Annotated in this window: 22 protein-coding genes; 12 read left to right on the forward strand and 10 right to left on the reverse strand. The window is 61.6% G+C overall.

Annotation, left to right across the window (positions count from 1 at the left end):
* Window positions 1-23 precede the first annotated feature (23 nt).
* Together BXA07_RS07260 and BXA07_RS31280 are read right to left on the reverse strand one after the other, a co-directional pair.
* Complete coding sequence (locus BXA07_RS07260; RefSeq protein WP_170909619.1) at window positions 24-551, reverse strand: NADPH-dependent FMN reductase; 528 nt, start codon at window positions 549-551, stop codon at window positions 24-26.
* 110 nt (window positions 552-661) lie between these two features.
* Window positions 662-808, reverse strand: a complete 147-nt coding sequence (locus BXA07_RS31280) for a DUF3563 family protein (protein ID WP_226935964.1) — start codon at window positions 806-808, stop codon at window positions 662-664.
* Window positions 809-1198: 390 nt separating this feature from the next.
* Between BXA07_RS31280 and fucP the strand changes: the two genes are divergently transcribed.
* Entirely contained in the window at window positions 1199-2500 is a 1302-nt protein-coding gene (gene fucP, locus BXA07_RS07270) for an L-fucose:H+ symporter permease (RefSeq protein ID WP_076566899.1), read from the forward strand.
* A 54-nt stretch (window positions 2501-2554) separates the two neighbouring features.
* Here fucP and BXA07_RS07275 read toward each other — a convergent pair whose 3' ends face one another.
* A complete protein-coding gene (locus tag BXA07_RS07275) occupies window positions 2555-3448 on the reverse strand; it encodes a LysR substrate-binding domain-containing protein (protein ID WP_076566900.1) in 894 nt (297 codons plus the stop codon).
* A 160-nt stretch (window positions 3449-3608) separates the two neighbouring features.
* On the opposite strand from BXA07_RS07275, the gene BXA07_RS07280 reads away from it, so the two are divergent.
* Window positions 3609-5105, forward strand: coding sequence for a succinyl-CoA:acetate CoA-transferase ScpC (locus tag BXA07_RS07280; protein WP_076567148.1), 1497 nt, complete (start codon window positions 3609-3611; stop codon window positions 5103-5105).
* Window positions 5106-5166: 61 nt separating this feature from the next.
* On the opposite strand, the gene BXA07_RS07285 is transcribed toward BXA07_RS07280, so the two are convergent.
* Together BXA07_RS07285 and BXA07_RS07290 are read right to left on the reverse strand one after the other, a co-directional pair.
* Window positions 5167-5538 (reverse strand): hypothetical protein, encoded by a 372-nt coding sequence (locus tag BXA07_RS07285; RefSeq protein WP_139335465.1) that lies wholly within the window; start codon window positions 5536-5538, stop codon window positions 5167-5169.
* Window positions 5539-5634: 96 nt separating this feature from the next.
* Window positions 5635-6297: a TetR/AcrR family transcriptional regulator gene (locus BXA07_RS07290; RefSeq protein WP_076566903.1), complete on the reverse strand. Its 663-nt coding sequence runs from the start codon at window positions 6295-6297 to the stop codon at window positions 5635-5637.
* Window positions 6298-6599: 302 nt separating this feature from the next.
* Between BXA07_RS07290 and BXA07_RS07300 the strand changes: the two genes are divergently transcribed.
* Entirely contained in the window at window positions 6600-7721 is a 1122-nt protein-coding gene (locus BXA07_RS07300; RefSeq protein ID WP_076566906.1) for a M14 family metallopeptidase, read from the forward strand.
* A gap of 12 nt (window positions 7722-7733) precedes the next feature.
* A complete protein-coding gene (locus BXA07_RS07305) occupies window positions 7734-8198 on the forward strand; it encodes a CYTH domain-containing protein (RefSeq protein ID WP_076567150.1) in 465 nt (154 codons plus the stop codon).
* A 70-nt stretch (window positions 8199-8268) separates the two neighbouring features.
* Here the strand turns inward: BXA07_RS07305 and BXA07_RS07310 are convergent, their stop codons facing one another.
* From BXA07_RS07310 to BXA07_RS07330, 5 genes are all read right to left on the reverse strand, one after another.
* Window positions 8269-9522 (reverse strand): DUF2863 family protein, encoded by a 1254-nt coding sequence (locus BXA07_RS07310; protein WP_076566908.1) that lies wholly within the window; start codon window positions 9520-9522, stop codon window positions 8269-8271.
* Window positions 9523-9736: 214 nt separating this feature from the next.
* Window positions 9737-12457 carry an aconitate hydratase AcnA gene (gene acnA, locus BXA07_RS07315; protein WP_076566909.1) on the reverse strand — a complete coding sequence of 907 codons (2721 nt, stop codon included), beginning with the start codon at window positions 12455-12457 and terminating at the stop codon, window positions 9737-9739.
* Window positions 12458-12545: 88 nt separating this feature from the next.
* The gene (locus BXA07_RS07320) at window positions 12546-13100 is read right to left on the reverse strand and encodes a hypothetical protein (RefSeq protein ID WP_076566911.1); all 555 of its coding nucleotides are present in this window, start codon (window positions 13098-13100) and stop codon (window positions 12546-12548) included.
* Between the two features lie 13 nt (window positions 13101-13113).
* A complete protein-coding gene (locus BXA07_RS07325; protein ID WP_076566913.1) occupies window positions 13114-14112 on the reverse strand; it encodes an HpcH/HpaI aldolase/citrate lyase family protein in 999 nt (332 codons plus the stop codon).
* Window positions 14113-14223: 111 nt separating this feature from the next.
* Complete coding sequence (locus BXA07_RS07330) at window positions 14224-15213, reverse strand: malate dehydrogenase (protein ID WP_076566915.1); 990 nt, start codon at window positions 15211-15213, stop codon at window positions 14224-14226.
* Between the two features lie 305 nt (window positions 15214-15518).
* Here BXA07_RS07330 and BXA07_RS07340 point away from each other — a divergent pair, with 305 nt between their 5' ends.
* From BXA07_RS07340 to BXA07_RS07375, 8 genes are all read left to right on the forward strand, one after another.
* Window positions 15519-16403 carry a GntR family transcriptional regulator gene (locus tag BXA07_RS07340; protein ID WP_076566918.1) on the forward strand — a complete coding sequence of 295 codons (885 nt, stop codon included), beginning with the start codon at window positions 15519-15521 and terminating at the stop codon, window positions 16401-16403.
* A gap of 306 nt (window positions 16404-16709) precedes the next feature.
* Complete coding sequence (gene sdhC / locus BXA07_RS07345) at window positions 16710-17132, forward strand: succinate dehydrogenase, cytochrome b556 subunit (RefSeq protein WP_076566920.1); 423 nt, start codon at window positions 16710-16712, stop codon at window positions 17130-17132.
* Window positions 17133-17134: 2 nt separating this feature from the next.
* On the forward strand, window positions 17135-17500 hold the full coding sequence (gene sdhD, locus BXA07_RS07350; RefSeq protein WP_034752078.1) for a succinate dehydrogenase, hydrophobic membrane anchor protein: 366 nt from the start codon (window positions 17135-17137) through the stop codon (window positions 17498-17500).
* A gap of 2 nt (window positions 17501-17502) precedes the next feature.
* Entirely contained in the window at window positions 17503-19284 is a 1782-nt protein-coding gene (sdhA, locus tag BXA07_RS07355; protein ID WP_076566922.1) for a succinate dehydrogenase flavoprotein subunit, read from the forward strand.
* 9 nt (window positions 19285-19293) lie between these two features.
* Window positions 19294-20004, forward strand: coding sequence for a succinate dehydrogenase iron-sulfur subunit (locus BXA07_RS07360; protein WP_034752075.1), 711 nt, complete (start codon window positions 19294-19296; stop codon window positions 20002-20004).
* A gap of 117 nt (window positions 20005-20121) precedes the next feature.
* Window positions 20122-20403, forward strand: a complete 282-nt coding sequence (locus BXA07_RS07365; protein WP_034752073.1) for an FAD assembly factor SdhE — start codon at window positions 20122-20124, stop codon at window positions 20401-20403.
* A 121-nt stretch (window positions 20404-20524) separates the two neighbouring features.
* Window positions 20525-21826 carry a citrate synthase gene (gltA, locus tag BXA07_RS07370; protein ID WP_034752071.1) on the forward strand — a complete coding sequence of 434 codons (1302 nt, stop codon included), beginning with the start codon at window positions 20525-20527 and terminating at the stop codon, window positions 21824-21826.
* 477 nt (window positions 21827-22303) lie between these two features.
* A complete protein-coding gene (locus BXA07_RS07375) occupies window positions 22304-23278 on the forward strand; it encodes a LysR family transcriptional regulator (RefSeq protein ID WP_076566924.1) in 975 nt (324 codons plus the stop codon).
* Window positions 23279-23426 lie beyond the last annotated feature (148 nt).

Here is a 23426-nt window from a genome sequence, read left to right on the forward strand (position 1 = left end):
TTTTCACTAAAACGTGCAGAAGGTCATGAAAATGACCTGATGCACTGCAGCATATCGAGGATGGCCCGGCGCAATGCCGGGTCAGCGGCGATGCCGTCCGCGTCGAGTCCCGACCCCAGCAGGGGCAGGCTGATGCAGGCCTCGTCGATCAGGCGCGCCGACATGGTGCATGCCGTTTCGCGCAGCGCCGCCTGCGCATGCGTGGCGCGCGGTGCAGCGTTCAGCAGCACCAGTGGCTTGTCGATGAACGATTCATTTCCCACCATCCAATCCAGCGCATTCTTCATGGGACCGCTCACGCCGTGCGCGTACTCGGGACTGGCCAGCATCAGCACGTCGGCCGCCACGATGGCGTCGCGCAGGCCCGTCACGGCGGGCAGGCTGTCGGCGTCGAGGTCAGGATTGAACAGCGGCAGGTCACCGAGTCCCGGGTAGATGCGGATATCGAATGGCGCTGGTGCAAGCCGGGCGATGGCGCGCAGCAGGGCGGCATTGAGGGAGGCGGCGCGCAGGCTGCCGGCGATGGCGAGGATGGTAATGGGCGTTTGCATCTCGCCTGTATAGCCCATCCTGTGCTCAAGCGCAAGGCGAGCAGGATGGCGCTATCGATGTTGCAACAGCCGACGATGGGCTGCTATGCGTGGCTGGTATTGCTGCGTTCTTAACGGCTCAGACCGCTCATCCAGCTTGGCTGCGGGTTGGCGCGGGCCAGTTCGCGCATGCGGTATTCCAGGTCGTAGCGGTCGGTCGATTCGGCCAGATAAGCTTCTTCATAGGCGCGTTCGCGGTGGTCGCTGCTCTGGGCCAGCCAGGCGCCGACGCGCTTGGCGGCGTGCAGCAAGGTGGCGATGACATTGTTGTTTTGCGTCGTGTGATAGGTAAATGCGGTAGACATGGCGAACTCCTTGTGTGGCGTGCCGCGTTGTGCTGCACTGCAACATAAGTATACCAATCTCAAGATATAAGGCTACTTTTGATTTCGAATGTCAGCTATTCAATTATCGAATAATTGATGCGAAACCTGCGCAATCCGGGGCCTTTCGGGCATAATGCGGCCGCGGCAAGGTAGTTTTACTACGCGCTCGGCCTTGCGAAGATGTTGCTTTCAAACACGAGCGCTGCCGCTGCCTGGCGGTGACCATGCAAGCGATGGGCCAGGGCAGGGCACGACAATCTTGGATAGAACAATGGAGAAAGTATGGAACACGTAAAGCAGGGGCTGGGTGCAATGCGCGCGCAGGCCGGCACGCAAAACAATACAGGCGCCCTGATCATTGTCACGGTGCTGTTTTTCATGTGGGGGCTGCTGACCTCGCTCAATGATGTGCTGATTCCCCATCTGCGCTCGATCTACACCTTGACGTATGTCCAGGCGATGCTGGTGCAGTTCTGCTTCTTTGGCGCCTACGCCATCGTCTCGCTGCCGGCCGGCATGCTGATCAAGAAAATCGGCTACCAGCGCGGCGTCGTCGCCGGCTTGCTGATCGCCGCCGCCGGCTGCGCCATGTTTTATCCCGCTTCCACCGGCAGCTACGCGCTGTTCCTGTTGTCCTTCTTCATCCTGGCGGCCGGCATCACCGTGCTGCAGGTGGCCGCCAATCCCTACGTGACGGAACTGGGCGACCCGCAGACGGCGTCGAGCCGCCTGACGTTGACGCAGGCGTTCAATGCGCTGGGCACCACGGTGGCGCCAGCCCTGGGCGGCATGCTGATTTTGTCGGGCACCGTGCTGACGGTGCAGCAGTTCGACCTGCTGCCGGCGGCCGAGCAGCTGGCCTACCGCGCCAAGGAAGCCGCTTCCGTGCAGGGCCCGTACCTGGCGCTGGCCGCCACCCTGGTGATCCTGGCCGTGCTGTTCGCGCTGGCCAAGCTGCCGAAGATTTCGCATGCCGACGATGCTGCCGTCCTGGCGCAGGACGGCCACAAGGTGTCGATCTGGTCGCACCGCCACCTGGTGCTGGGCGCGCTGGCCATCTTCCTGTATGTGGGCGGTGAAGTCAGCATCGGCAGCTTCCTGATCAACTTCCTGGGCGAGAGCCATATCGCGGGCCTCAGCCACGCCGACGCCGCCTATTTCGTCAGCTATTACTGGGGTGGCGCCATGCTGGGCCGCTTCGTCGGCTTTGCCGTGATGCGCTATGTCAGCCCAGGCAAGACCCTGGCCTTCAACGCCGCCGTCGTCATCGCGCTGATCCTCGTTGCCGTCTTCTCCAGCGGGCACACGGCCATGTGGGCATTGATCGCTGTCGGCCTGTTCAACTCCATCATGTTCCCGACCATCTTCAGCATGGCGCTGAACAAGCTGGGCGCGCAAACGGGGCAGGGTTCGGGCATCCTGTGCATGGCCATCGTGGGCGGCGCCATCGTGCCGTTCATCCAGGGCTTCCTGGCCGACCACATCAACCTGCAGCTGTCCTTCCTCGTGCCGGCCCTGTGCTACACGTTCATCCTGTACTTCGGCTGGAAATACGCCAGCATGTACAACGGCGACGCCAAGTAAGCCGCGCTGCCGTGATCAAGCAAAAGGGTGGCCTCGGCCACCCTTTTTTTTGCGTCAGTGCGCGAACGGCGTGCCCAGCACGTCCTGGCACACTTCGAGCCAGGCGCGCGCCGCATGCGACAGATAGCGCCCGCTCCAGATATGCGCCACCTGCCACGCCACCTCCGGCTCGACGATGCGCACCGTCTCCAGCGGTTCGCCAGCCAGGCGGTGGATGAACGGCTCGGGCAGCAGGGCCACGCCCAGGCCCGCCGACGCCATCGCCACCAGCCAGTCCCATTGTCCGCTCTGCGCCGCGATGGTCGGCGCGAAGCCGGCTTGCGCGAAATGCTGGCGCAGGCTGCGCGTGAGCGCGAAATCATCCTTGAGTAAGACGAGCGGCAGCTCGGCCAGCGCCCTGAAGGGCAGTGTCGTGCGGTTTTTCTGGAACGTGCCCGGCTCGGCCAGGGCCCAGATCGGGTAGCTGGCGACGGCCACGGTCACGAGATCGAGCTCCGGGTCGGCCGGCAGCACCGTCATGCCGATTTCCAGCTCGCCCCCCGCCACCTTGCGCTCGATCTGCTGGCCCGTGTCTTCCTGCAGGGTCAGGCTGATGTTGGGATGGCGCGCGCGGAAGGCCTTCAATACGGGCGTAAACAAGACATTGATCATGGGCGGGATGCCCACCGTCAGGCTGCCGCGCTGCAAGGCCTGCGTGTCGCGTACTTCCAGGGTCAGCTGGCGCATGTTCGCCAGCATTTCCTGGCCGTGCTGGTAGACGATGCGGCCCGTGTCGGTGAGCGTCAGCTTGCGCCCGTCGCGCACCAGCAGCTGCGCGCCCACCTCGTCTTCCAGCTGCCGCACCATCTTGCTGATGGTGGACTGCGTCAGGTGCAGCGATTCGGCTGCCTGCGTAAAGCTCGACAGACGCACGGTTTCCACGAAATAGCGCAGGGAACGGATATCCAAGATGATGCTCGCCTTGGCGCGGCATGAAAATATCGACTGGATGTGGCGAAATTAATTCATGCCATGCATGTGACCGGGATTTTATACTGAATCCCACTTATGGGGTTGGTGTATGACAGCCATCCAGTTTGAGAATATTAAGAATATCAGGAGCATCACGATGTACGAGGACCGTATCCGCCACCCAGGCTTGCTCAGCAAAATCATGAGCGCTGATGAGGCAGCCAAATTGTTCCACAACGGCATGCGCGTCGGCATGAGCGGGTTCACCCGTGCCGGCGACGCCAAGGCCCTGCCGCGCGCATTGGCCGAGCGCGCCCTGCAAGATCCGTTGAGCCTGACCCTGATCACGGGCGCTTCGCTGGGCAATGGCAGCGACGGCCTGATGGCCGAAGCGGGCGTGCTGGCGCGCCGCATGCCCTTCCAGGTCGACCCGGTTCTGCGCGGCAAGATCAACAAGGGCGAAGTCATGTTCATCGACCAGCATCTGTCGGAAACGGCCGAGCAGTTGCGTTCTGGCAACCTGGCCGCCGTCGATATCGCCGTCATCGAAGCGACGGCCATCACGGCGGCCGGCGCCATCATTCCCACCATGTCGGTCGGTAACTCCGCCGCCTTCGCCCAGCAGGCAACGCAGGTGATCATCGAAATCAACCTGTCCACGCCGCTGGCGCTGGAAGGCTTGCACGACATTTATATTCCGCACACCTTGCCGGGCCGCGAGCCGATCCCGCTGACGCGCGTGGACCAGCGTCTGGGCAGCACGGCCATCGCCATCGACCCGGCGCGCATCGCCGCCATCGTCATCACGGACAGCCCCGACAGCCCGTCGAACGCCTTGCCGCCCGACGAAGAGACGCAGGCCATCGCCGGCCACGTGATCGCCTTCCTGGAAGGCGAAGTGGCGGCCGGGCGCATGGGTCCCGAATTGCTGCCGCTGCAGGCGGGCATCGGCACCATCGCCAACGCCGTGCTGCACGGCCTGATCGGCTCGCCCTTCCGCAACATGACGATGTATTCGGAAGTGCTGCAGGACAGCGCCATCGAGCTGCTCGACTCGGGCCAGCTGGCGTTCGCGTCGGCCTCGTCGATCACCCTGTCGGCGCCCGTGCACCAGAAGCTGATGGACAATATCGACCATTACCGGTCAAAAATCGTGCTGCGCCCGCAAGAGATCAGCAACCATCCGGAAATCGTGCGCCGCCTGGGCATCATCGCCCTGAACACGGCGCTGGAATTCGATATCTACGGCAACGTCAACTCCACGCATGTGTGCGGCACGCACATGATGAACGGCATCGGTGGCTCGGGCGACTTTGCGCGCAATGGGCAAGTGTCGATGTTCGTGTCGAAATCGGCGGCCAAGGGCGGGCGCATTTCCAGCGTCGTGCCGATGGTGTCGCATGTGGACCATACGGAACATGACGTCGACGTGCTGGTGACGGAGTGGGGCTACGCGGACTTGCGGGGCCTGGCGCCGCGCGAACGGGCGCCCTTGATCATCGAGCGCTGCACCCATCCCGCTTACCGGGACCAATTGCGCGCGTATTACGACGCGGCATGCCAGCGCGGCGGCCACACGCCGCACATCCTGGAACAGGCGCTGTCGTGGCATACGCGCTACCAGGAAACGCAGAGCATGCTGGCAGCGCAGTAAGTTTGCGTCAGCGCAAACACAGGGCAGGGCGGTGCAGCACCGCACCTGCCTTTTTCACTATTCAATACATATGCAGCGCCTTGGCGCCCAGGCCCAGCAGGGCAAACGTGGTGGTGGCCTGGATGCCCATGAACCACAGGAAGTGGGTATGCATGTGCTTGCGGATGTCGCCCAGTTCCGTGCGCAAGGCGTGACAGTCGCCGCGCAGGTCGCCGCGAAATTGCGTCAGGTCGGCCCGCAGCAACTGCGATTCGTCGCGCAATGCCGTGCGCACCTTGTCGAGGCCCTCGCCAAGACGCTGTTCCAGGGTCTTGAACCATTGCCGGTCATGTTCCCGGTCCGTTTCCAGTTTTGTCAGGCGCGCGTCCATGCGTACAGCATTGTTCGCGCTTTGCTGTTTGTCAAGCCGGTCCGTGGCATAGGCTTCGTTCATTTCACGCTCCTTCGCGCCGGCCGTGCTGCACCAGCGCAGGCGGCCTGATTCCACTGTCCGCCTTTTTCGCAGGCGCGGCTTGTGCTGGATCAAACGTCAGGAAGTGGCAGCGAAACGCAGGCGGATGCCTGTCGTGACGACAGCGAGCAAGTCGTCGATATGCGCGTTCATTTCCAGGTGCGGTGTCCATGGGTCGCCCGCATCCATGACGATGCGCAGCGACACGAGGCCGTGCAGCGATTGCCAGAAGATTTGCGTCATCGTGTGCAGCGCTTGCTCGTCGTGGCGCACCTGGCCCGCCTGCGCCAGTTCGCCGAACAGGTGCAGTGCGTAGGCGTAGGGATCCTGTTCGATGTTGCCGTGCTCCACTTCGACGGCATCGACTTCCGCGTGCGGGCGCAGCTCCATGAAGATCAGTGAGTACTCGTCCGGATGCTGGAAGCCATACTCGATGTAGGCGCGGCCGACCAGGGCGATGCGCTGCCACGGATCATCGCTGCCGGCGCAGGCCGTGCGCATGGCGCGTACCAGTTCCAGCAAGTCCTTGTCCATGGCCTGGGCGATCAGGGTGGCCTTGTCGCGGAACAGCGCGTACACGACGGTGGTGGAAAAGCCGGCCGCCTCGGCCACCTTGCGGATGGAAACGGCGCGCGCGCCGCCCTTCTTGATGAGGTCCTTGACGACGTCGATGATGTGCTCGCGCCGCGCCTGAGCCTCGCGTAACTTTCTTTCCTGGATATTAGTTAACTTCTTGTCCACGACTCTTTCCTGGCGACTCTATGAAAGCAAGAATTATAGGGGGGCGACATGGTGCCAATGTGTCAGCCGCTGTTACAAATCAGTTTTTTGTCCGGTAGATGCAACAGCTGGCCGATTTTTCGCGCCTTTGCCCGGTACTTTTCCATCGATGCCCCGGATTGGTGCATAAATCGCCGGGCCAGGCTTTGCGAACGGGGCCAAAGGGCGGAAAATAGCGGGATAGCTTACACTGCGTTTTTTAGCGCGACGGCGGTGGCCCACGAGGCGACGCCGGAACACTTACATTCGGACGGGATCATTACATGACCATTAAAATCAGCCAGAACTTCGACTCGGGCGCCATCGACGTGGTGAGCGCCACCAGTGCCGGCGCCATCGACCTGAACTTGCGCAAGGACAGCCACGCCGACATCCACCAGTGGTTCCACTTCCGCCTGCAGGGCGCGCGTGGCCAGGCGTGCACGATGCGCTTCCTGAACGCGGGCCAGGCCACCTATCCGGCCGGCTATGAAGATTACCAGGCCGTGGCCAGCTACGACAGCGAAAACTGGTTCCGCGTGCCGACGTCCTTCGACGGCCAGGTGATGACGATTTCGCACACGCCGGAACTCGACAGCGTGTACTACGCCTACTTCGAGCCGTATTCGTGGGAACGCCATCTGCGCCTGCTGGGCGAAGTGGCCGAGCATCCGCTGGCGCGCGTGTCCGACCTGGGCAGCACGGTTGACGGTCGCGACATGAACATGGTTACCATTGGCAATCCGCAGGCGGAAAAGAAAATCTGGGTCATCGCGCGCCAGCATCCGGGCGAATCGATGGCCGAATGGTTCGTCGAAGGCTTGATCGACTCCCTGCTGGACGACGCCAACCCGATCGCGCGCAAGCTCTTGCAGCGCGCCGTGTTCCACATCGTGCCGAACATGAATCCGGACGGCTCCATTCGCGGCAACCTGCGCACGAATGCGGCAGGCGCCAACCTGAACCGCGAATGGATGACGCCATCGCTGGCGTCCAGCCCGGAAGTGCTGTGCGTGAAGAACAAGATCCACGAAACGGGCGTCGACATGTTCTTCGACATCCACGGCGATGAAGCGCTGCCGTACAACTTTGTGGCCGGCAACGAAATGCTGGAAAACTTTACGCCAGAGCAAGCGGCGCACCAGAAGGCCTTCATCGAGCGCTACAAGCAGGCCAGCCCCGACTTCCAGGACAAGTTCGGCTATGCGGCCAGCAAGTACAAGTCGGACATGCTGACCCTGGCGTCGAAATACATCGGCCACCACTTCGGTTGCCTGGCCTTGACCCTGGAAATGCCGTTCAAGGAAAACGCCGATCTGCCCGATCCGGCCGTCGGCTGGAACGGCGCGCGCAGCGCGGCCCTGGGCGCGGCCATGCTGCAGCCTATCCTGCTGTCGCTGGATTGATCGGCGTTGTTCATGGGAATCGAGATCGAGCGTAAGTTCCTGCTGGCCGGCGACGCCTGGCGTGGCCTGGGCCAGGCGGTACTGCTGCGCCAGGGCTATCTGTCGTCGGCGCGCGAGCGTGTGGTGCGCGTGCGCATCGAAGGCGAACAGGCGATGCTGACCATCAAGGGCGCCAACGTGGGTGCGTCGCGCGGCGAGTGGGAGTATCCGATCCCGCTGGCGGACGCCGTCGAGCTGCTCGACGGCCTGTGCGAACAGCCGCTGATCGAAAAGGTGCGCCACCGCATCGAACACGCGGGCATGGTGTGGGAAGTCGACGAGTTTCTTGGCGCCAACGCAGGCTTGATCGTGGCCGAGATCGAACTGGCGTCGGAAGACCAGCCATTCGAGAAGCCGGAATGGATAGGCGCAGAAGTATCGGGCGATGCGCGCTACTACAACGCCAATTTGATCCGCCACCCGTTCTCGCAGTGGTGATGGTGTTTTAAATGGCGTTGCAATGAAAAAGGCGGAACCAAAGGTTCCGCCTTTTTTACGTCTGCACGATTTAGTGGAAGTGCTCCGTGCCTTGCGGCGTATCTTCCGGCATTTCCGCATGCGCCAGCTCGCCGACGGGGTCGGCGAACAGGGGCGCGCCGCAATCGTCGCAGTATTCGCCGACAAAACGTTCCGCGTGGCGCTTGATCTGCGTCACGCCGGCGGCGTTCAGGTGTTCGATGATTTCATCGACGGGCGTCTTTTGCTTGTCCAGCGCGGCGATGCCGACCTGGATCAGGCCTTCGATCGGCGTGCCATCCTCGTCTTCCTGGCCGTACAGGGGCCAGACGATGCCGTAGATGACGTCCGGCGCCTGGCGCAGGGTGAAGGCGATGCGGTACTCGTCGACCTGACCGTCGGCCGCTTCCTCGCCGAAGCCGGCGATGACGGCGCGCAATTCCGACGGTTCGATGGCCAGCGTGTGCGTCAGGTAGTGCACGGCGGCACGCACGGAGACGGGACGTATCAGCTTGTCCGCTTCGCGGCACGCGACGTAGTACGCTTCCGGCAGCAGCAGTTCCAGGCCGCAGCCGGGCAGCAGGCGGGCGATGGTCGGCGTCGCCTGCGTGCGCCATTGTTCCAGGGCGGCGCTGCGCTCGGCGATGAAGTCGAGCTGGCTGGCCGGCGTCTGCCAGCGGAACAGCGGGGCGCCGGCAGGCGCCACCACGGCTACCAGCAGGTAGCGCGTGTCGGCCAGGAAAGGCGCCGTTTCCGCTTCCTTCGGCGAGGGTTTGACGGCCGTGCCCTTCAGCGCGGCTTGCGCCAGTTTCTGCGTCTTGGCATAGGTTTCGACATGGCTGCGCGGCAGCTGGTCGATCGAGTACAGGGTGGGCGCCATGGCCATCTTCGTGCCATCGGCCAGCAGGTGGGCGGCGAAATGCGCGGACAGCACGCCGTGCGCGTCGCCGGCCATGGGGCCGGAAGCGATGGAAAAGCGCGTCCACGCGAGGATGGGCACGGCCACGAGCAGGGCGTCGTAGCGCACGTCTTCATGCGTGATGACGGTCGATTCGCTGACGGCTTCAACGCAGTCCATCAGCACGTCGTAGGCGTTCAAGTCTTCCTTGAACAGGCTGCCCAGGGTGTTGTCGATGGTGTCCTGGTGGCCGGTTTTGAGTAATTTCTGGAGCTGCGTATCCAGGCTGTGTTCCCAGGACCGCTCTTCGAGACGGCTGGCTGCCTGTACGATCGCCTGGGCAAAGGTGACCAGGCGCTGGCTGTCGGCAGTCAGTTTATGGGATGAATCTTTGGAAGGACGACGCATAGCGGGATAAGAGTCTCGGAAAGTGAAAAAAATGGATCAGTCAAACAATGATAAACCCTTATAACCGTATTGTAGAGGATTCAGCCGCACGCAATACGTAAGCTGTCCTTAGATCATGCCGATAGTCGAAATTTCAAGGAAAAACGGGCGCTGCGGACGAAAAAAAAGCGCCGGTCGGAACCGGCGCTTTTATCTTACCTCACGGCTGGGCTGATTACTCGGCCAGCAGTTGACGCAGCACGAATGGCAGGATACCGCCATGCTTGTAGTAATCGACTTCGATCGGCGTATCGATGCGCAGCAGGACTTTGACTTCCTGGCTGCTGCCGTCGGCGCGGTGGATCACCAGGGTGGCCAGTTGCTGTGGCTTGATTTCGCCTTCGAGGCCTTTCAGGTCGAAGGTTTCATTGCCGGTGATGCCCAGCGTCTGCACGCTGTCGTCGCCGATGAATTGCAGCGGCAGCACGCCCATGCCCACCAGGTTCGAGCGGTGGATGCGCTCGAACGAACGGGTGATCACGGCTTTCACGCCCAGCAGTTGCGTACCTTTTGCCGCCCAGTCGCGCGACGAGCCCGTACCGTACTCTTCGCCGCCGAAGACCATGGTTGGCGTGCCTTCAGCAACATATTTCATCGCTGCGTCGTAGATCGACATCTGTTCGCCGGAAGGCTGGTGGATCGTGATGCCGCCTTCGACCGCCGAACCGTCTGCCTTGGCAGGGATCATGCGGTTCTTGATACGTACGTTGGCGAAGGTGCCGCGCATCATGATTTCATGGTTGCCGCGACGCGAGCCGTAGGAGTTGAAGTCCGCTTTCAGGACGCCGTTTTCCTTCAGCCACTTGCCTGCAGGACCGTTTTCCTGGATCGAGCCGGCTGGCGAGATGTGGTCGGTGGTGATGGAATCGCCGAACACGCCCAGTGCGCGCGCGCCTTCGATGCCGGTGGCCACTGCCGCTGGCGTCATCGAGAAGTTGTCGAAGAACGGTGGTTCCGCGATGTAGGTCGATTTCGGCCAGTTGTAGACTTGGCCCGAGACGGTGGTGACTTTCTCCCACAGCTTGCCCGGCGCGCCCTTGACGTCCGCGTAGTTATCCTTGAATACCTTGGCGTTCATGGCGAACTTCATCATGGCCGACACTTCAGCCGAGCTTGGCCAGATGTCGCCCAGGTAGACGTCCTTGCCGCCCTTGCCTTTGCCGACAGGTTCCGTCATCAGGTCGCGCGTCATGTTGCCGGCGATGGCGTAAGCGACGACCAGCGGTGGCGAAGCCAGGAAGTTCGAGCGGATGTTCGGGTGGATACGCGCTTCGAAGTTGCGGTTGCCCGACAGCACGGCCGACGCGACGATGTCGTGCGTGGCAATGGCTGCGTTCAGCTCAGGCGTCAGGTCGCCCGCATTGCCGATACAGGTGGTGCAGCCGTAGGCGGTCACGCCGAAGCCCAGTTTTTCCAGGTACGGCAGCAGGCCGGCAGCGGTCAGGTACTCGGTCACGACGCGCGAGCCGGGAGCCAGCGAGGTCTTGATGTGCGGAGCGACCTTCAGGCCGGCTTCCACGGCTTTCTTGGCCAGCAGGCCGGCAGCCAGCATCACGCTCGGGTTCGAGGTGTTGGTGCACGAGGTGATCGCGGCGATCAGCACGTCGCCGTTCGACACTTTCACGCCGTTCGTCGTTTCGTACACGGCAGCCAGGTCGGCCGGATTCTTGTTGAAGCCGTTTTCGGTCGTCGGCTTGGCGAACAGTTCGGCGAAGTTGGCCTTGACGTTGCCGATTTCGATACGGTCTTGCGGGCGTTTCGGGCCGGCCAGCGATGGTGCGACCGATGCCAGGTCCAGTTCCACCACGCGGGTGTAGTCGATGTCGCCCGCTTTTGGCACGCCGAACAGGTTTTGCGCCTTGAAGTAGCCTTCGAACGCGGCGATTTCAGCCTTGCTGCGGCCGGTGCCCTTGAAGTAATCGATGGTCGCTTCGTCGACCGGGAAGAAGCCCATGGTCGCGCCGTATTCCGGTGCCATGTTGGCGATCGTCGCGCGGTCCGTCAGGGTCAGGGACTCGGTGCCTTCGCCGAAGAATTCGACGAACTTGCCGACGACTTTTTCCTTGCGCAGCAATTCGGTGATGGTCAGGACCAGGTCGGTGGCGGTGCAGCCTTCGCGCAATGCGCCCGACAGGTTCACGCCGATGACGTCCGGCGTCAGGAAGTAGACCGGCTGGCCCAGCATGCCGGCTTCCGCCTCGATGCCGCCCACGCCCCAGCCGACCACGCCGATGCCGTTGATCATGGTGGTGTGCGAGTCGGTGCCGACCAGGGTGTCAGGGTAGTACACGTCGCCGGCTTTCTTGCCTGCGTGGTGCACGCCGCGTGCCAGGTATTCCAGGTTGACCTGGTGGACGATGCCGAAGCCCGGCGGCACGACGCCGAAGGTGTCGAATGCCTGCATGCCCCATTTCATGAACTGGTAACGCTCGTTGTTGCGCGAGAATTCCAGTTTCATGTTCAGGTCCAGCGCCTTCTTTTCGCGGTAGTGATCGATGGTCACCGAGTGGTCGACCACCAGGTCGACCGGCACCAGCGGTTCGATCTTCTTGGCGTTGATGCCCATCTTGGCGGCCACGTTGCGCATCGCTGCCAGGTCGGCCAGCAATGGTACGCCGGTGAAGTCCTGCAGCACGACGCGCGCCACTACGAACGGGATCTCGTCGGTGCGCTCGGCGGTCGGGCCCCAGCTCGCCAATTGCTTGACGTGTTCTTCGGTGACTTTCTTGCCGTCGCAGTTGCGCAATACCGATTCGAGCACGATGCGAATCGACACTGGCAGGCGGGAGACATTGATGCCCAGGCTTTTTTCCAGCGCAGGCAGGGAGTACAGCTTGCCCTTCTTGCTATCCGAAATATTAAAGTCCTTGAGCGTGTTCAGAGTGTTGCGGGACATGACCTCTCCTTGTTGGGTATCGTCTATTTATTGATTATTCAAATTACAAAACATGACTGAGCCCCCGAAGAGGCCCTTGCTGCTCACATCAGCCGCCGCTCGCCGGCAGCACGCCCAGCGATGGCGCGGCTTCCACCACTGCCGCCGGCTTGGCTTGCTCCGCATCCTTGCATTCGTTGGCCAACTGGCGGCCCTGCTTGGAGTCGAGCAGCATGCCCTTGGCCGGGATGCCGATCCACACGAGACCATACAGGCGGTTCTCGAAGCGGTTGGCGCCGGTGGTGGTACCCACGCGGCTCAGGCGGTGCAGGCGCTTCTTCCAGCGCAGGGCGATGTGTTTGTCATCCGTGGCATTCGTGTAGATCGTGATCTTGTTGCCAAGTTCGCAATTGAACTCGGTGGAAGCCGAGCCAGCCGTATCCGGCTCATCGGATTCTTCCTTGTCGGCGACCGACATGGCGAGTGGATGCGCTTCCTTGGCGGCCGGCTTGGCCTTGGCGGTCTTGGCCTTCGGCTTGGCCTTGACCGCCTTGGCGTTTGCCTCCGCCTTGGTGTCCGTGGCGGCGAAGCTGGCTGGCGCCAGCGTGAGGGTCAGGGCGCCCAGCGCGACGCTGCAGGCAATTGCTATTTTGGAGATGGACATCGTGTAATTCCTGTCAGTTTTCAGTATTGCTGGAAGAGGGCGGGTTCAATAATGCGGCGGCCGCCTCGGGCAGGCCGAGGCCCGCCAGTTTGGCGCGTTGCAAAACGGTCCAATAATATCGGTAGCTGGCGCGGTCGTGCAAGCGGCCATTTTGGGCAATCGGGCCCCAGTTGGCGCGCAGCGCTTCATTGAGGATGTTGCTGGCCTCGTTGACTTCGGACAGGCGCGGCGTGAAGGCCTTGATGATGGGCTTGATCTGGTCCGGGTGGATGCTCCACATGCGCGTGTAGCCGAACTCGGCCGTAGCGCGCTGGGCGTCGTTGGCCACCACGGCCGAATCGCGCACGTCCGTCGTCACGTTATGGGACGGCACCTTGCCGTGCGCATGGCAGGCGGCCGCCACTTCCAGCTTGGCGCGCACCACCAGCGGGTGCGTAAACTGGCCCGGCGTGCGCATGGCGGCGGCAGGAATGGCGCCGTAGTGGGCCGAGACGAAATCCATGATGCCGAAGGACAGGCATTCGACCTGGGGCAGGGCCGCGATCGCATGGGCGTCGCGCAGCGCGCCGTGCGTTTCGATCAGGATGTGCACGGGCAGGTTGTCGCGTCCGGCGCGGCGCGCGTGCAGGTTGATCAGGTCGATGGCCAGCATGGCGTCCTGCACGCCGCCGACTTTCGGCACGGCGATGTAGGCCAGGCGGGACGCGGCCGTGCAGATGATTTCCACATCGCGCGCGAAAAACGGGCTGTCGACGTCGTGCACGCGCACGCCGATGCGGTTGAACTGGTTCTCGTCGCTGGCCAGCAGGCCGGCGATCATGCGGGCGTGGGACTCTTCATTGCCGGCGCTGGCGCCGTCTTCGCAGTCGAACGTGATGTCGAACAGGGGGCCAAGCTCTTGTTGCAAAGCAATCGATTTACGCATCAGCTTTTCAGAGCCGGCGTAGTGGTCGCAAGCGGCGAGCAACAGCGGCTGGCGTTTGCCTTGGAATAAAACCTCGGAAGGGTGCATGCTTAAGGCATTTCTGCAGGTAAAAACTACTTGATAAAACAGCCGCGCCGCGACGTGCGCGGAGCGGCCTTCTTGGCGGGCGGCGCTCAGGCCGCGCCGCCAATACTGGATTTAGGCCAGCAGGTGTTTCACGCCTTCGCGCTCTTCGGTCAGTTCTTTCAGGGTCAGGTTGATGCGTTCTTGCGAGAATGCATCGATTTCCAGGCCTTGAACGATGGTGTACTCGCCATTCTCGGTGGTGACCGGGAAGCCGAACACGGTGCCTTCAGGAATGCCGTACGAGCCATCCGAAGGAACGCCCATGGTGGTCCACTTGCCAGCGGTGCCCAGCATCCAGTCATGGATGTGGTCGATGGCGGCGTTCGCTGCCGACGCTGCCGACGACAGGCCGCGCGCTTCGATGATGGCCGCGCCGCGCTTGCCGACGGTTGGCAGGAACACGTTGGCGTTCCATTCCTGGTCGTTGATCAGATCCTTGACAGCCTTGCCGTTCACGGTGGCGAAGCGGTAGTCGGCGTACATGGTTGGCGAGTGGTTGCCCCAGACGGTCAGCTTCTCGATATCCTTGACGGCGGTGCCGGTCTTGGCAGCGACTTGCGACAGTGCGCGGTTGTGGTCCAGGCGCAGCATGGCGGTGAAGTTCTTCGCTGGCAGCGACGGTGCCGATTTCATGGCGATGTAGGCGTTGGTGTTGGCAGGGTTGCCGACCACCAGCACTTTGACGTTGCGCGAAGCGACGGCGTCGAGCGCCTTGCCTTGCACCGTGAAGATCTGGGCATTCGCTTCCAGCAGGTCCTTGCGTTCCATGCCTGGGCCGCGTGGGCGCGCGCCAACCAGTACGGCCACGTCGACATCCTTGAATGCCGTCAGCGGGTCGGAGTGGGCGGTCATTTCCGTCAGCAGCGGGAATGCGCAATCGTCGATTTCCATCATCACGCCCTTGAGCGCCTTCTGGGCTTTTTCGTCCGGGATTTCAAGCAGTTGCAAGATGACAGGCTGGTCTTTGCCGAGCATGTCGCCATTGGCGATGCGGAACAACAGGGCGTAGCCGATCTGGCCGGCGGCGCCGGTCACTGCAACACGCATTGGGGTTTTAGCCATGATGAATCTCCAAAAATGGGAAAGAAAACGGGCTTGAAGCTGGGCTTACGCTTATCCGGAAAAACTATAATGATACCAAAACCGGCCGGCGCCACCGAATTGCTGGTGTACGCTGCCGTCACGCTTGTGCTGCACGAGGCCAGAGTGGCTGGCCGACAACATAAAACGCTGGTTCACATGTTTTATCGAGGGCAGTTTAGGCCTCTGATCTCCATCTGTCAATCATATCTTATGTCTTATATAAGACAGATAACCGCGTCTGTTTTACTGGACGCGGGCAGTGATTTGTGTTGAAATGTCGGACTATGAATTCCGCCTCGTCCAATCTGACCAACAATGCCACTGCTGCAAGCGGGGCGGTCAGTCCGACCGCGGGCACCCCAGCCACGCCCGTCGCCGCCGCGATCAGCACGCCAGTTGCCGTGACAGCCAGCAGCAATACCACTGCGCCCGCCGCGCCTGCAGTCACTGCGTCGCCCACCTTCAGCCCCCTGTACCAGCAGATCAAGGCGCTCATTACGCAGAGCCTGCAATCGGGTGAATGGAAGCCGGGCGAGCTCATTCCCAGCGAAGTCGAACTGGCGGGCCGCTTCAAGGTCAGCCAGGGTACGGTACGCAAGGCCATCGACGAGCTCGCTGCCGAGAACCTCGTCATGCGCCGCCAGGGCAAGGGCACCTTCGTGTCCACGCACCACGAGGCGCGCGCGCATTTCCGCTTCCTGCGCCTGGTGCCGGACGAAGGCGTGCCTCACTATCCTGAAAGCAAGTTCATCGAAGTCAAGCGCGTGCGTGCGCCGGCCGACGTGGCGCGCCTGATGGAGCTGAAATCCGGCGACGCCGTGATCTTCATCAAGCGCGTGCAGTATTTCGACGGCGTGCCGACCATCGTCGAGGAGCTGTGGCTGCCTGGCCTGATCTTCAAGGGGCTGACGGCCGAGCGCTTGGTGGAATACAAGGGGCCGATGTATGGCCTGTTCGAGACGGAATTTGGCACGCGCATGATACGCGCGTCCGAGCAGATCCGCGCCGTGTGCGCCGATGCGGGCGCCGCGCAGCTATTGAATATCGACCTCGGCACGCCTTTGCTCAGTTCCGAGCGCGTGTCGTTTACCTACGGCGACAAGCCAGTCGAACTGCGCCGGGGCCTGTACCTGACCAGTCGCCATCATTATCAGAATGAACTCAGCTGAAGCAGCGGGGCGCCCGCGGGCGTCCGCAGAAGCGGCAAGGCTGAAGTGCATCGCTTGTAAAGTGCCAGTCGCAAGACGGGCATTGGAGACAGCAGAACGCGCAGCTACAGCATGGCCGGCCCCGGCGGGCCGTGCTTTGCCGGCGATTCTGTAATTAAATTACGTGAACTACGGAAAGTAGCGCGGTATTTTGTAGTAAAAAACCATTTTGGTTATATGTAACAATAGATATTGGTATGGGTTGCGAAAATCGGCGAAAATCGCGGCTTCAATATTTAGTTGAAATTCAAAGGGGAGGTTTTTGTTATGTCTGAAGCCGTAAGAGAAGTACCAAAAAAAGAACGGCCGCAATTCCGTAACATTCATGTTACCGAATTGTCGAACTACCGCATGGCTGTCGGCGCCATCGTCTCGATCCTGCATCGTATCAGCGGTTTCATCATTTTCGCCCTGCTGCCGTGCATCTTGTACATGCTGGAACTGAGCCTGCGTTCCGAAATGTCCTATGCCTACTTCCAGGGCATCGCCTCGCACTGGTTCGTCAAGCTGATCACCCTGGCTCTGGTCTGGGCCTTCCTGCACCACTTCTGTGCCGGTATCCGCCACCTGTTCATGGATGTGCACGTTGCCATCGAAAAAGATTCGGCGCGCAAGACCGCGTCGTCCGTGCTGGTCGTGAGCCTGGTGTTGACGGCTTTGGTCGCTTTGAAACTGTTTGGAGTATTTTAAACATGGCAGACAATAACATCGGACCGAAACGCCTCGTCGTCGGTGCCCATTACGGCTTGCGCGACTGGCTGGCGCAACGCGTCACCGCCATCGTCATGGTGGCCTATGTGGCCATCCTGCTGATTTCTTTCCTGACCGGCAGCAACTTCAGCTATGAAGGCTGGGCTGGTCTGTTCGCACAGCAGTGGTTTAAATTGTTCAGCCTGGTGACCTTCGTCGCGCTGTTCTACCACGCATGGGTCGGCGTACGCGACATCTGGATGGACTACGTGAAAAGCGCTGGCCTCCGTCTGACCCTGCAAATTGCCACCATGCTGTGGTTGATCGCTTGTGCCGGCTGGACGGTACAGATACTCTGGAGTGTGTAATCGTGGCAGCATATAAATCTGCAATCCCTACCCGCCGCTTTGATGCGGTTATCGTTGGCGCCGGCGGTTCCGGCATGCGCGCGTCGTTGCAGCTGGCTGAAGCCGGCCTGAACGTCGCAGTTCTCTCGAAAGTCTTCCCGACCCGCTCGCACACCGTGGCGGCGCAGGGCGGTATCGGCGCGTCGCTCGGCAACATGGCCGAAGACAACTGGTTCTGGCACATGTTCGACACCGTCAAGGGCGGCGACTACCTGGGCGACCAGGATGCCATCGAATTCATGTGCCGCGAAGCACCGAAGGTCGTGTACGAACTGGAACACTTCGGCATGCCATTCGACCGCAACCCTGACGGCACCATCTACCAGCGTCCATTCGGCGGCCACACGGCCCACTTCGGCGAAAAGCCGGTGCAGCGCGCTTGCGCGGCAGCCGACCGTACCGGTCACGCCCTGTTGCACACCTTGTACCAGCGCAACGTCCGTGCCCGTACGCATTTCTTCGTCGAATGGATGGCACTCGACCTGATCCGTGACGCCGAAGGCGACGTGATTGGTGTTGTCGCGCTGGAAATGGAAACCGGCGAATGCATGATCCTGGAAGCAAAGACGACGGTCATGGCAACGGGCGGCGCAGGCCGCATCTTCGCCGCGTCGACCAACGCCTTCATCAACACGGGCGACGGCATGGGCATGGCGGCACGCGCCGGCCTGCCGCTGCAGGACATGGAATTCTGGCAGTTCCACCCGACCGGCGTGGCCGGCGCGGGCGTACTGATCACCGAAGGCGTGCGCGGCGAAGGCGGCATCCTGATCAATAGCGAAGGCGAACGCTTCATGGAACGCTATGCGCCGACCCTGAAGGATCTGGCGCCGCGCGACTTCGTCTCGCGTTCGATGGACCAGGAAATCAAGGAAGGCCGCGGCTGCGGTCCGAACAAGGACCACGTGATGCTGGACCTGCGCCATATCGGCGCCGACACCATCGCCAAGCGCCTGCCGTCGATCCTGGAAATCGGCCACAAGTTCGCCAACGTCGACGCCACCAAGGAACCGATTCCTGTCGTGCCGACGATTCACTACCAGATGGGCGGCATCCCGACGAACATCCACGGCCAGGTCGTCACCCCGACCGGTCCGGACAATTCGGCGAAAGTCGTCAACGGCCTGTACGCGATCGGCGAGTGCGCCTGCGTTTCCGTGCACGGCGCCAACCGCCTGGGCACGAACTCGCTGCTCGACCTGGTGGTCTTCGGCCGCGCGGCCGGTAACCACATCGTCAACAGCGGCCTGAAAGGCAAAGAGAACAAGCCTTTGCCAGCCGATGCGGCCGATTTCGCCATGGGCCGTCTGCAGCGCCTGGAAAACTCGACCGGCACGGAAACCGTGCAGGGCGTGGCCAACGACATCCGTGCAACGATGCAGAAGTACTGCGGCGTGTTCCGTACCGACGAGATGCTGAACAAGGGCGTCGAGGAAATCATGAAGCTCGACGAGCGCCGCAAGCACGTCTCCTTCAAGGATAAATCGATGGTCTTCAACACGGCCCGCGTGGAAGCGCTGGAGCTGGACAACCTGATCGAAACGGCGAAAGCGACCATCGTTTCGGCAGCGGCCCGCAAGGAATCGCGCGGCGCGCACGCCCAGGACGACCATCCGCAACGCGACGACGAGAACTGGATGAAGCACACTCTGTGGTATTCGGAAGGCAACAGACTGGAATACAAGCCAGTCGTGACCAAGCCGCTGACGGTTGATACCTTCAAACCGAAACCACGTACTTTCTAAGGCTATACCATGGCACGCACTCTTAAATTCAAAATCTACCGCTACGATCCTGACCAGGATGCCAAGCCGTACATGCAAGACCTGACGGTCGAACTGAAAGACACCGACAAGATGCTGCTCGACGCACTGCAGCGCATCAAGGCGGACGTCGATGATTCGCTGGCCCTGCGCCGCTCGTGCCGCGAAGGCGTGTGCGGTTCGGACGCGATGAACATCAACGGCAAGAACGGCCTGGCATGCACCACCAACCTGAACGAACTGTCGGAGCCTATCGTGCTGCGTCCGTTGCCAGGCTTGCCGGTCATCCGCGACCTGATCGTCGACATGACGCAATTTTTCAAGCAGTACGATTCGATCAAGCCTTTCCTGATCAACGATTCGATTCCGCCTGAAAAAGAGCGCCTGCAGTCGCCGGAACAGCGCGAAGAACTCGATGGCCTGTACGAGTGCATCCTGTGCGCATGCTGCTCCACGTCGTGCCCGTCGTTCTGGTGGAATCCGGACAAGTTCGTCGGCCCGGCCGGCCTGCTGCAAGCCTACCGCTTCATCGCCGATTCGCGCGACGAAGCCACGGGCGCGCGTCTGGACAACCTGGAAGACCCGTACCGCCTGTTCCGCTGCCATTCGATCATGAACTGCGTCGACGTCTGCCCGAAAGGGTTGAACCCGAACAAGGCGATTGGCAAGATCAAGGAATTGATGGTCCGCCGCGCGATCTGATTCGTCTGACCGCGTCCGCCGGGCGCCGTTTGCGGGAAGAGGGTATCCTCTCTTGCCTGCAGGCGGCGCCTGCAAAGCAGCACCGTGCCGCAAGGCACACGTAAAGTGGTAAACCAAATGACAGAATCAATTTTGTCCTCGCATCAGGCCGACCCGGCCAACCGCGCCCGCCTGCGCTGGCGTTCACGCCGTGGCCTGCTGGAAAACGACATTATCCTGACCCGTTTTCTCGATGCGTATGAAACCGAATTGACCGATGAAGAAGTTGACGCGCTGACGCGTTTGCTGGATTTATCGGACAATGCGTTAATGGATCTGGTACTGGCCCGTAAAGAGCCGGAAGGCGAAGTCGATCTGCCGCATGTGCGCGCACTGCTGCAACGACTGCGCATTGCCTAGACGCCTGGGCGATATATTGCAAACGGTGCGAGTGGCGCGCTGTAGCACTGCCGAATGCGGTGCGAATTGCAGCCAGAATTTTTGATTTTAATTTCGACTCACTCCCGAGAAGGAAGAGCCCATGAATATCTCTGACACAAAAGCTACCCTGTCGTTCTCCGATGGCAGCCCATCGCTTGAATTTCCAATCTACAAAGGCACGGTTGGCCCGGACGTCATCGACATCCGCAAACTGTACGCCGGTAGCGGCAAGTTCACCTACGACCCAGGCTTTATGTCGACGGCCGCCTGCAACTCGTCGATCACCTACATCGACGGCGACAAGGGCGAGCTGCTGTACCGTGGTTACCCGATCGAACAGTTGGCCGTCAACGCCGACTTCATGGAATCGTGCTACCTGCTGCTGAACGGCGAATTGCCGAACGCGGCGCAGAAAGCCAAGTTCGTCGACACCGTCACCAAGCACACGATGGTGCACGAACAGATGCAATTCTTCTTCCGTGGCTTCCGCCGCGACGCGCATCCGATGTCGGTCCTGGTGGGCACCGTCGGCGCGCTGGCGTCGTTCTACCATGATTCGCTGGACATCAATGACCCGCGTCACCGCGAAGTGTCGGCCATCCGCCTGATCGCCAAGATGCCAACCCTGGTCGCCATGACCTACAAGTACTCGGTCGGCCAGCCGTTCGTGTACCCACGCAACGACCTGTCGTACAGCGCCAACTTCATGCACATGATGTTCGCCAACCCGTGCGAAGAGTACAAGGTCAACGACGTGCTGGTGCGCGCCCTGGACCGCATCCTGATCCTGCACGCGGACCACGAGCAAAACGCCTCGACTTCGACCGTCCGCCTGGCCGGTTCGTCGGGCGCCAACCCGTTCGCCTGTATCGCTGCCGGTATCGCCTGCCTGTGGGGCCCTGCCCACGGCGGCGCCAACGAAGCGGCACTGAACATGCTGAAAGAAATCGGCACCGTCGAGAACATCCCTGCCTTCATCGCGCAAGTCAAGGACAAGAACTCGGGCGTCAAGCTGATGGGCTTTGGCCACCGCGTGTACAAGAACTTCGACCCACGCGCCAAGCTGATGCGTGAAACCTGCTACGAAGTGCTGCAAGAACTGGGTCTGCAAGACGATCCGCTGTTCAAGCTGGCGATGGAACTGGAAAAGATTGCACTGAACGACGAATACTTCGTGTCGCGCAAACTGTACCCGAACGTCGACTTCTACTCGGGTATCGTGCAATCGGCGCTGGGCATCCCTGTGTCGCTGTTCACCGGTATCTTCGCCATGGCCCGTACGATCGGCTGGATCGCCCAGTGGAACGAAATGATCGCCGACCCAGAGCAAAAAATCGGCCGTCCGCGCCAGCTGTTCGTCGGTTCGACCACGCGCGAAGTACTGCCACTGGACAAGCGTTAATCCAGAGCGGTATCGAGCAAAAAAAACGGGCTTCGGCCCGTTTTTTTATGCGTAGAAAAAACTGCTTGAATCAGTCGAGCGCCGCCAGCAGCGGCTGCAGGCGGACGTTTTCGCCGTCGAGCGGCAGGCTGGCGACATCGTGGACGCGGGGCAGGACGATGCGGCGTGGTGCGTTGTGCTTGAGGATGCCGCCCCAGTGGACGACGCGGGCGCCAGCCTGGCGGCGCCTCGCCTCGGCCGTGGCGCCCGCTGGCTAACTGCGCCGCATCGTCGCGCAGGAACCGGGCATTCGTCCGCCGCGCTGCTCAGCAGTGAAGTGGATGGTGCGCGGCCCCGCACGTCCAGGCGAAGGGTTTCCAGAGGCAGGCAAGGCTGGACGGCGCGTGCAAGCATATTATCCTTTCGACCAGGCGCGAGAAGTAGGGTAGATTGCAATACTTGGTTGCATGGATCGGATGAATCAATGGAGAGTTGCAGATGGACCGCATAACCGCCGCGCAAGTGTTTGTCGCCATTGCCGAACGTGGCAGCATGGTCGCCGCCAGCGAGGCGCTCGACATGTCGCGTGCCATGGTGACGCGTTACCTCGCCGAAATGGAGGCGTGGGCGGGGGCGCGTCTGCTGCATCGCACCACGCGCCGTCTGAGCCTGACGGATGCGGGCGACGCGACCCTCGCGCGCTGCCGGCAGATGCTGGAGGTGGCCGGCGCCATGGCCGTCGCATCGCCCGAGGGCATGGACACGCCGCACGGCTTGCTGCGCATTACCTGTTCACAATCGCTGGCACAGGCCGCGCTGGCCGGCGCAGTGACCGCTTACCTGCGGCGCTACCCGCGCGCCGCCGTCGATCTGCAGATGGAGAACCGCGCCGTCAATCTGGTGGAGCAGCGCATCGACCTGGCGATCCGCATCACGAATGCGCTCGAGCCCAATCTGATCGCGCGCCAGCTGGCCAGTTGCGCCTCGGTGGTGTGCGCCGCACCATCGTATCTGGCGGCGCATGGTACGCCGCGCCGGGCGCAAGACCTGGCCCTGCACAACTGCCTGACGTACACGTATTTTGGCAAGAGCCTGTGGCAGTTCACTCATGATGGGGAAGCGCTCACTGTGCCCGTCAGCGGCCGTTTGTCGGCGAATGAATCGCTGGTCCTGCTGGTGGCCACGGTGGCGGGGGCGGGCATCGCCATGCAGCCCCGCTATTCGGCCGCGCCGCTGATCGCCAGCGGGCAGCTGGTGGAGCTGTTGCCCGGTTATCTGCCGCAGGACATGGGCATCTACGGCGTCTACACCTCGCGCCAGCATATGTCGCCGCTGCTGCGCACCATGCTCGACTTCCTGGTGGAGTGGTTTGCCGGCGATGCCGATTGGCTGGCAGCCATCGCCGCACCGGGGTTGCCGGGCAGACCAGTCGGGCGCAAGCGGCACGCCGGCAGGGCCGCCGATGTGTTGTAAGCATAACAGTGACAGGCTTGCAAGCCCGGGAAAATCAGCAACACAGCTTACATTTGCTTGCCAAATAAAATTCAACTAGCGGTTGTTGCGTTACAATACCGCGTGCTATTCTAAATGACGGTATGCAGAATGCTGGTGCAATAAAAAA

Source organism: Janthinobacterium sp. TND4EL3 (assembly GCF_900156175.1).
Taxonomy (GTDB): Bacteria; Pseudomonadota; Gammaproteobacteria; order Burkholderiales; family Burkholderiaceae_D; genus Janthinobacterium.